Raw genomic sequence first — 7651 nt, forward strand, 5'->3', positions numbered from 1 at the left:
TATTACGTTTTTTCAAGAAAGATAAAGAGTGGCCAAGAAGAGAGTTTCATAGTATATACTTTGCTTTATTAGAGTTGCTTTCTCTAAACGAGAAGAAGGGGGGAATTGAACTATCTATTTTCCAGGATTTAGTAGAAGCGATATTACAATCAGGTGTTAACAAAGAGAAATATATTGAGATAATTGGAATTTGTAAGTCTACTTGGATAGAAACGGCATCTTATAAATACTTGGAAAACGGAATTAGTTTACTTGAGATTTTTCTAGATTTTCCTTGTCCAGATGTAGAGGAGCGGCTTGCTTTATTCATAGATTTTTCTAATTCAATTCAAGCCTTCTTCAGAAAACTTAATCGCAATGAACGAAAAGTTCTCCAATATTTATATAGTGATTTTAGACAAGAAGAAACTTGGAAAGTGGCAGAAGCACAACAAAAATATGGGGAGAATGCAGAAGAAAATAGTGGTGGTGACATTTGGGAGAAACTGTCTGGAAAGACTATAGGTATATATACGTTAATGGAAAGTGTATCTCAAAGGGTAAGGGATATTATTAAGTCAAATAATAACAATGTAAATATTATTATTAATAACGAAAAGTCAGGTTCTGAAACACTTAAGAATATGGTGAAAGTTTCTGATATCTTACTGGTAGCAACAGCAAGCGCAAAACATGCTGCTACTATTTTCATAGAGCAGAATTTAAGTGGAAATACTTTATATTTACGTCCCGAAGGAAAAGGTAGTTCAAGTATGTTAAATATATTGGAAAAAGCATTACAGGAAGAAGAGCAGTTGCTAATCGCTAATTATTAGTCAAGGTTAAAGAACTTATAGTTCAAAATTATATTTAACTGAATTATACTTTTTTAATTCCTTAAGTTTAAAAAAGTTAATATTTTAAAGAATAAGAACAACATTTTGCATAAAATTTCTAGGGCAAATATTTTACCGCTTTGTCGAAATTTGTGATAGTATAATATATAGATTAATAAGAAATCCGTATTTGACGGTAGAGGTTCTAGCACCCCTCTTTAAAAAAACTAAGATGAATCAGTACTTCTATCTTGGGGTACTGTTTTTTCTTTTGGAAGGAGTTCATTCATATATGTTAAAAGATGAAAAAGCAATTGTTGTATTTAGTGGTGGACAAGATAGTACTACTTGTTTATTTTGGGCTTTACAAACATTCAAAGAAGTTGAGGTTGTGACATTCAACTATAATCAAAGACATATACAAGAAATTGAGTGCGCGAAAGCAATTGCAGAAGAATTAGGTGTCAGACACCACATACTTGACATGCAATTGTTGAATCAACTTGCTCCAAATGCATTAACGCGTAGTGATATCGAGATTAAAGAAGGGGAAAATGGTGAATTACCATCTACTTTTGTTCCAGGACGTAATTTAATCTTTCTATCATTTGCAGCAGTGTTAGCAAGCCAAGTGGGGGCAAAGCACATTATTACAGGTGTTTGTGAAACGGATTTTAGTGGGTATCCAGATTGTAGAGATGCCTTTGTAAAATCTCTTAATGTCTCCATTAATTTATCAATGGATAAACAGTTTGTAATCCATACTCCTTTAATGTGGTTGGATAAGGCTCAAACATGGGAACTTGCTGATAAATTAGGTGTCTTGGACTTTGTTCGTGAAAAAACATTGACATGTTACGAAGGGATAATTGGAGACGGTTGTGGTGAATGCCCAGCATGTAAATTAAGAAAAAATGGATTAAATCTTTACCTTAAATCATTAGAAAGGGTTGAATAATAATGACAAATCAATTATTTGGCTTTAGGATTGTAGATCAACTACAAAAAATGGGTGAAGATATAACAAAAACAGAACTAAAATACCATAAAAAACGTGTGTTGATTAGTAAAGAATTTACTTTTGATGCAGCCCATCATCTCCATTGTTATGAGGGGAAATGTAAGAATTTACACGGACACACATATAAGGTTGTTTTTGGGATTAGCGGCTTTTTAGATGATATTGGACTTGTTATAGATTTTGGGGATATCAAAGAAATTTGGAAAAACGAAATAGAAATTTACCTTGATCATCGATATATGAACGAAACCCTACCAAATATGAATACAACTGCTGAAAATATGGTTGTATGGATTTATGAAAAAATGAACGAGTCATTAAGAAGTGGTTTGAAAAAAGATCAAGATGTAAGAGTTGAATTTGTTCGTTTATATGAAACTCCTACGAGTTTTGCAGAAGCTAGACGGGAGTGGATGGAAGTTGAGTAAAGTTCCAGTAATAGAAATCTTTGGGCCAACGATTCAAGGGGAAGGGATGGTAATTGGTCAAAAAACCATGTTTGTTCGTACGGCGGGCTGTGATTATTCTTGTTCTTGGTGTGATTCCGCATTTACTTGGGATGGTACAGGTAAAGATTTAATCAAACAAATGGATTCAGAAGAAATTTGGCAGGAGCTTGTTTCACTTGGTGGTGACGGTTTTTCTTTTGTTACTATCTCAGGGGGCAATCCAGCTTTATTAAAAAATCTAAAGTACTTGGTTCGCCTTCNNNNTATGATTACAGATTTTGATGTGTTAGATATGATTATTAATAGACTTAATGCTCAAGAGTCAACTAAGAATACTAGCTTGAAAGTTGTAGTGTTCAACGATGAGGATTATAAATATGCAAAAAAAGTACATCTTCGTTATCCAGAAGTTCCATTTTTCCTACAAGTAGGAAATGAAGATAACAAAACAGTTGATGACCAACGTCTGATCGAGCAGTTATTGCAAAAATATGAATGGCTTATAGATAAGACTATGTTAGACAATGAATTTAAGAATGTAAAAGTATTACCGCAACTCCATACCTATATTTGGGGAAATAAACGTGGTGTGTAAGAAAGTTAAATAGTTTATTGTAGTTAACAGGTAGGAGGAAACTATGTGTCAAACGTTAATCGAGCTCAAATTGAAGAAGCAGTACGTTTAATATTGGAAGCGGTGGGGGAGGATCCGAATAGGGAAGGTCTTATTGATACTCCTAAACGTGTTGCAAAAATGTATGAAGAAATGTTTTCAGGATTAACAATTGATCCAAAGAAATACTTTGAAACAATTTTTAGCGAAGATCATGAAGAACTTGTTTTAGTGAAGGATATCCCGTTTTACTCTATGTGCGAGCATCATCTAGTACCTTTTTATGGTATTGCGCATGTGGCCTATATTCCTAAAAACGGACGAGTAGCAGGATTAAGTAAACTTGCTCGAGCAGTTGAAGTAGTTTCTCGTAGACCTCAACTTCAAGAAAGAATTACCTCAACTGTTGCAGATACTATTATGGATACTCTAGAACCACATGGTGTTATGGTTGTAGTTGAAGCGGAACATATGTGTATGACAATGCGTGGCGTTAAGAAACCTGGGGCAAAAACTATTACTTCAGCGGTTCGAGGAGTATTAGTTAACGATAGTAATGCACGTTCGGAAATATTAAGCTATATAAATAATAAATAAAAAGATAAACAAGTTAACTTTAGTTTACTGGTAAGAGAAAGCTATCTTGACTAAACTAATTCCGCTCAATCTAACTGACTAAAGTGAATTTGGTAGATTTTGATTCTATTTTTAATGTAATTAATATTTTACAAATTTAACAAAGAAGTGTATTATTGTATTTGGAACGTATGTTCTTTTTGCGTTGATATGGAAGAAAGGTGTTATATTCCGCAATATCCAAATATTGAGGTGATTGATGTGAGAATACTTTTTTATTTACTATCCATTGTTACAGCAAATGTGATTACTGCGGCATTTGCACCATTTCAACTTGGAGTATTCATCGTCCCGATGGGGACATTTCTAATTGGTGCTACATTCATTTTTCGAGATTTGGTTCAGAATAAGTATGGGAGAAAGAAAACCTATTTCTTTATTGCAACCGCACTTGTTTTATCTGCGATAGTATCTTTTCTTTTAGGTGATACAATGTTGATTGTTATAGCATCAGCAATATCATTTGCTATTGCCGAAACTACTGATACTGAAATCTATACACGTTTAAATCTACCTATTAGTTGGAGGGTATTTTATAGTGGTATAGTAGGTGGATTCTTCGATTCTGTTGTTTTTGTAATAATTGGTTTAAGTCCACTTGGTGCTAACTTTTTACCATGGGAAGCTGTACCTGCAGCAATCTTAGGACAAGTTATTGTTAAATCAATTATTCAATCTATAGGTGCACTGTTAATAAATCCGATAAATAATCTACTTAGAGCTAAATCAGTTTCAAATTAATATTCTTCACAAGGGTGGCTTTTTGGAGTCACCCTTTTTAGTTATAGATGAGGAAGTTTCCCATGGGGAGAATTATAGATTGATAAATTAAAAATCTATCATAAATTGCAATGAGGCATTTTAATGCCCCCACAATATTTATAGACCTGGCCTATTATTCCACATTACTTTGGTATAAAGTATTTTATTCTTTAGAAATATGCTACTTTTCACAACGTTTTCATAAAAAAAGGTATCCATATTGCAATTGACGCTCAGAGTCTTAATAATTGCGCACTCCATTTTTTCATCCTTAAAAATTTAATCTCTTCTATAAATAATGGTAAAATATTCATATTACTAGAACTTGTATTATGGAGGTCCCTAAATGATCGTTTACGAAGCAAGCAAACAAGAATTCCTTGATCACGTGGATAAAGATGTACTCGTTTCCCATATACTAACTCAATTTGAATTAAAACTAGGACGCACAAGTGAGTCTGAAATACGTTCTTGGGATAATTCAATGTTACATATGTATCGTGTATTGAATGATCAAACCATTCCAGATGATGCTGGTGTTGCCATCGAATATAAAATTCCATACACTTCAAAAAGAGTGGACTTTCTTCTGTCTGGTCATGATGGAGAGAAAGATTCTGTGGTTATTGTTGAACTGAAACAATGGTCAGAAGTTCAAAAGGTCGAGGGGAAAGAGGCTATTGTTAAAACCGCAATAAACCGTGGTTTACATGAAGTAACACATCCATCGTATCAAGCATGGTCCTATGCTGCATTAATTGAAGATTATAATGAAAATGTGCAAGAGCAATTCATTCAACTAAAGCCATGTGCATATTTACATAACTATCGGATCCGTCCAAATGATCCCTTAACTGATGAACATTATGCATATTATCTTGACCTAGCACCTGTGTATGCTAAAGGTGAGGTTGAGAAACTACGAAGTTTTATAAAAAAATACATCAAGTACGGTGATCAAAGAGATATTTTATATCAAATCGAACGGGGAAGAATCAGACCGTCAAAATCTTTACAAGATGCGTTATCAAACATGCTTAAGGGTAATCAAGAGTTTGTCATGATTGATGAGCAAAAGGTGTTTTATGAAACGGCCATTCAACTAGCAAAGAGGGCTATTAAAACAGATACAAAACAAATCATGATCATTGAAGGTGGACCTGGTACAGGGAAGTCCGTTTTAGCGATTAATTTACTAGTTGAATTAACAAATAAAGCAATGACAGCTCAATATGTTACAAAAAACTCTGCTCCACGTAATGTCTATTCCACCAAGCTAAAAGGTGATTTTAGAAAAGCCAGGATAGATAACCTATTTAAAGGTTCGGGAAGTTATACAGAATCTGGACAGGATGATCTTGACGTATTGATTGTAGATGAAGCTCATCGGTTAAATGAAAAGTCAGGGATGTTTCAAAACCTAGGAGAGAACCAAGTAAAAGAAATCATTCATGCAGCTAGGACGGCTATATTCTTTATTGATGAAAATCAACGGGTTACGTTGAAGGATATCGGCAGTGTTGATATGATTAGGAAATACGCAAAAGAATATGGTGCCGAAGTTACATCTGGAGTTCTTGCTTCGCAGTTTAGATGTGATGGTTCTGACGGCTATATTGCTTGGCTCGATGATGTCTTGCAGATTCGGAAAACAGCTAATGCCAATGATATGGGATTGGACTATGATTTCAAAGTGTTTTCTGACCCAAATAAAATGAAGAATGAAATTGAAAAGAAAAACAAAATCAGTAACAAAGCCAGAATTGTTTCCGGTTATTGTTGGGAGTGGCCAAAGGGTAATCGTACGAAATCGAATTATCACGATATTAAAATTGAAGAACATAATTTTGGTATGAGCTGGAACCTAGATAGTACAACCACATGGGCAATCGATGAGAACTCCATACACGAAGCGGGTTGTATCCATACATGCCAGGGTCTAGAGTTTGATTATGTCGGTGTTATTATTGGTGATGATTTACGCTATGAAAATGGACAAGTTGTCACTGATTACACTAAACGAGCCAAAACGGATCAATCCCTCAAAGGAATAAAGAAAATGCTTAAAGAAAAGCCTGAAGAAGCACAAGAAATTGCAGATAAAATAATCCGAAACACATATCGCACCTTGATGACCAGAGGACAAAAAGGCTGTTATGTTTTTTGTACTGATACGAATTTGGTAGAGTATTTAAGATCTCGTTTGAAGCGGGAGAGTATGTATAGGGAAAAGGCATTTGGAAAACTGAAGGTTGCTGAGGAAAAAGAGGGTTACTAACTTTGAATGAAAAATGCGTTAAAGGCTATGTCCCACTGTGTACCAAAATATAAAGGGACTAGGGTAGGGCCAAAAGATTTTGTATTATTTTAAACAGCCACTCGACTTAGTGAGTGGCTTATAATGACCTAAAAAGGTCGAGTATCCTCGACCTATTATCAAACCAACTGTCTAGCAACATTTTTGCTACATTCAAAAGCACCTAACTCACTGAGTCAGGTGCTTTTTTTTACGATATACTTTTCTTCGTTTCATATGGCGGGTCGGCCTTCATGCTTTGTGGTAGCATTTGAATCGCGTCAATGACACTATCAAGCTTCGTTTCGATCCGGTGCAATAGATAAAATGTCACGACGACAGGAAAGCCAACCTCCTGAATAAAAGGCATTAGCTGCTCCACCCAACTTCCTCCTCTCCTAAAAATAAAGCCAACCCCTAGAGAGCTGGCCCCAATCTAATTAAAATTCAACTGATTCAACATTGCGCTCGACAACACGTGCGCCTTTTTTCTCCATAATCGGACCACCAGGTGTGATGAACACGTTGGATGATACGATGAGATCCATTGCTGCGGAAAGCGCTACTGAATCAACGGGTTCCTTTGGATTCTCAATGGAAACTGTTGCTGTTTTACCATCTTGATTAAGAAATTGCATTTCTAGTGTTTTAGCCACTTTTTATTCCCCCTTTCTTTAAAATTAAATATCAAATGCGCCATGGCGTATTTGCGCCCAGATTTTTTCGAGCATGCTCGAAAAGTTTCCTTTGAAAATCTGTGGATCCGCCGGAGGCTTTAACTTTATTTAGCAGAAGTGACTCACTTCTACTGAATTAAGTTAAACTTACTTTCCATCTCCAGCTAGTGAATAGCTGTTATTACGCTCTAATGTAACAAGCTGTAAGCTTTGTAGCTTTTCGATTGCAATCGCTACTGAATACAATGCATCAGCTGATACGGCTGGGTTGATGTTGTTGTAGTTTTTGTTTTTGAAGATCTCCTTACCTTTTTCATCAATCCCGTTTTCAAACACCAAACGTAACTGTGTACTTTGAACATCTTGAGTTGCTGCCATGTCC

Annotated in this window: 10 protein-coding genes; 7 read left to right on the top strand and 3 right to left on the bottom strand. The window is 35.2% G+C overall.

The window, feature by feature from the left end:
* From V7147_RS24435 to V7147_RS24465, 7 genes are all read left to right on the top strand, one after another.
* Nucleotides 1-815: hypothetical protein (locus V7147_RS24435; RefSeq protein WP_335370393.1), on the top strand; the 815-nt coding region annotated here is incomplete at its 5' end.
* 232 nt (nt 816-1047) lie between these two features.
* Complete coding sequence (queC, locus tag V7147_RS24440) at nt 1048-1773, top strand: 7-cyano-7-deazaguanine synthase QueC (RefSeq protein ID WP_335370402.1); 726 nt, start codon at nt 1048-1050, stop codon at nt 1771-1773.
* A gap of 2 nt (nt 1774-1775) precedes the next feature.
* Nucleotides 1776-2264 carry a 6-carboxytetrahydropterin synthase QueD gene (gene queD / locus V7147_RS24445; RefSeq protein WP_335370394.1) on the top strand — a complete coding sequence of 163 codons (489 nt, stop codon included), beginning with the start codon at nt 1776-1778 and terminating at the stop codon, nt 2262-2264.
* A complete protein-coding gene (locus tag V7147_RS24450) occupies nt 2257-2880 on the top strand; it encodes a 4Fe-4S cluster-binding domain-containing protein (RefSeq protein ID WP_335370395.1) in 624 nt (207 codons plus the stop codon). The genes queD and V7147_RS24450 overlap by 8 nt, the downstream gene beginning before the upstream one ends.
* Nucleotides 2881-2925: 45 nt before the next feature.
* The gene (folE, locus tag V7147_RS24455) at nt 2926-3495 is read left to right on the top strand and encodes a GTP cyclohydrolase I FolE (protein WP_335370396.1); all 570 of its coding nucleotides are present in this window, start codon (nt 2926-2928) and stop codon (nt 3493-3495) included.
* Nucleotides 3496-3735: 240 nt separating this feature from the next.
* The gene (locus V7147_RS24460; RefSeq protein WP_335370397.1) at nt 3736-4275 is read left to right on the top strand and encodes a VUT family protein; all 540 of its coding nucleotides are present in this window, start codon (nt 3736-3738) and stop codon (nt 4273-4275) included.
* Nucleotides 4276-4642: 367 nt separating this feature from the next.
* Nucleotides 4643-6574, top strand: coding sequence for a DUF2075 domain-containing protein (locus V7147_RS24465; RefSeq protein ID WP_335370398.1), 1932 nt, complete (start codon nt 4643-4645; stop codon nt 6572-6574).
* A 229-nt stretch (nt 6575-6803) separates the two neighbouring features.
* On the opposite strand, the gene V7147_RS24470 is transcribed toward V7147_RS24465, so the two are convergent.
* The 3 genes from V7147_RS24470 to V7147_RS24480 all read right to left on the bottom strand — a co-directional run.
* The gene (locus V7147_RS24470) at nt 6804-6974 is read right to left on the bottom strand and encodes a YvrJ family protein (RefSeq protein WP_335370399.1); all 171 of its coding nucleotides are present in this window, start codon (nt 6972-6974) and stop codon (nt 6804-6806) included.
* 58 nt (nt 6975-7032) lie between these two features.
* A complete protein-coding gene (locus tag V7147_RS24475; protein ID WP_335370400.1) occupies nt 7033-7248 on the bottom strand; it encodes a DUF2922 domain-containing protein in 216 nt (71 codons plus the stop codon).
* A 168-nt stretch (nt 7249-7416) separates the two neighbouring features.
* On the bottom strand, nt 7417-7651 hold a 235-nt coding region (locus V7147_RS24480), incomplete at its 5' end, for a DUF1659 domain-containing protein (protein WP_335370401.1).

The sequence above is a fragment of the Bacillus sp. JJ1521 genome (assembly GCF_036965165.1).
Lineage (GTDB): Bacteria > Bacillota > Bacilli > Bacillales > Bacillaceae_L > Ferdinandcohnia.

Bases quoted from the DNA above. Each gene is read 5' to 3' on its own strand.
- queD (WP_335370394.1), top strand. From the start codon at position 1,776: ATGACAAATCAATTATTTGGCTTTAGGATTGTAGATCAACTACAAAAA.
- queC (WP_335370402.1), top strand. From the start codon at position 1,048: ATGAATCAGTACTTCTATCTTGGGGTACTGTTTTTTCTTTTGGAAGGA.
- V7147_RS24465 (WP_335370398.1), top strand. From the start codon at position 4,643: ATGATCGTTTACGAAGCAAGCAAACAAGAATTCCTTGATCACGTGGAT.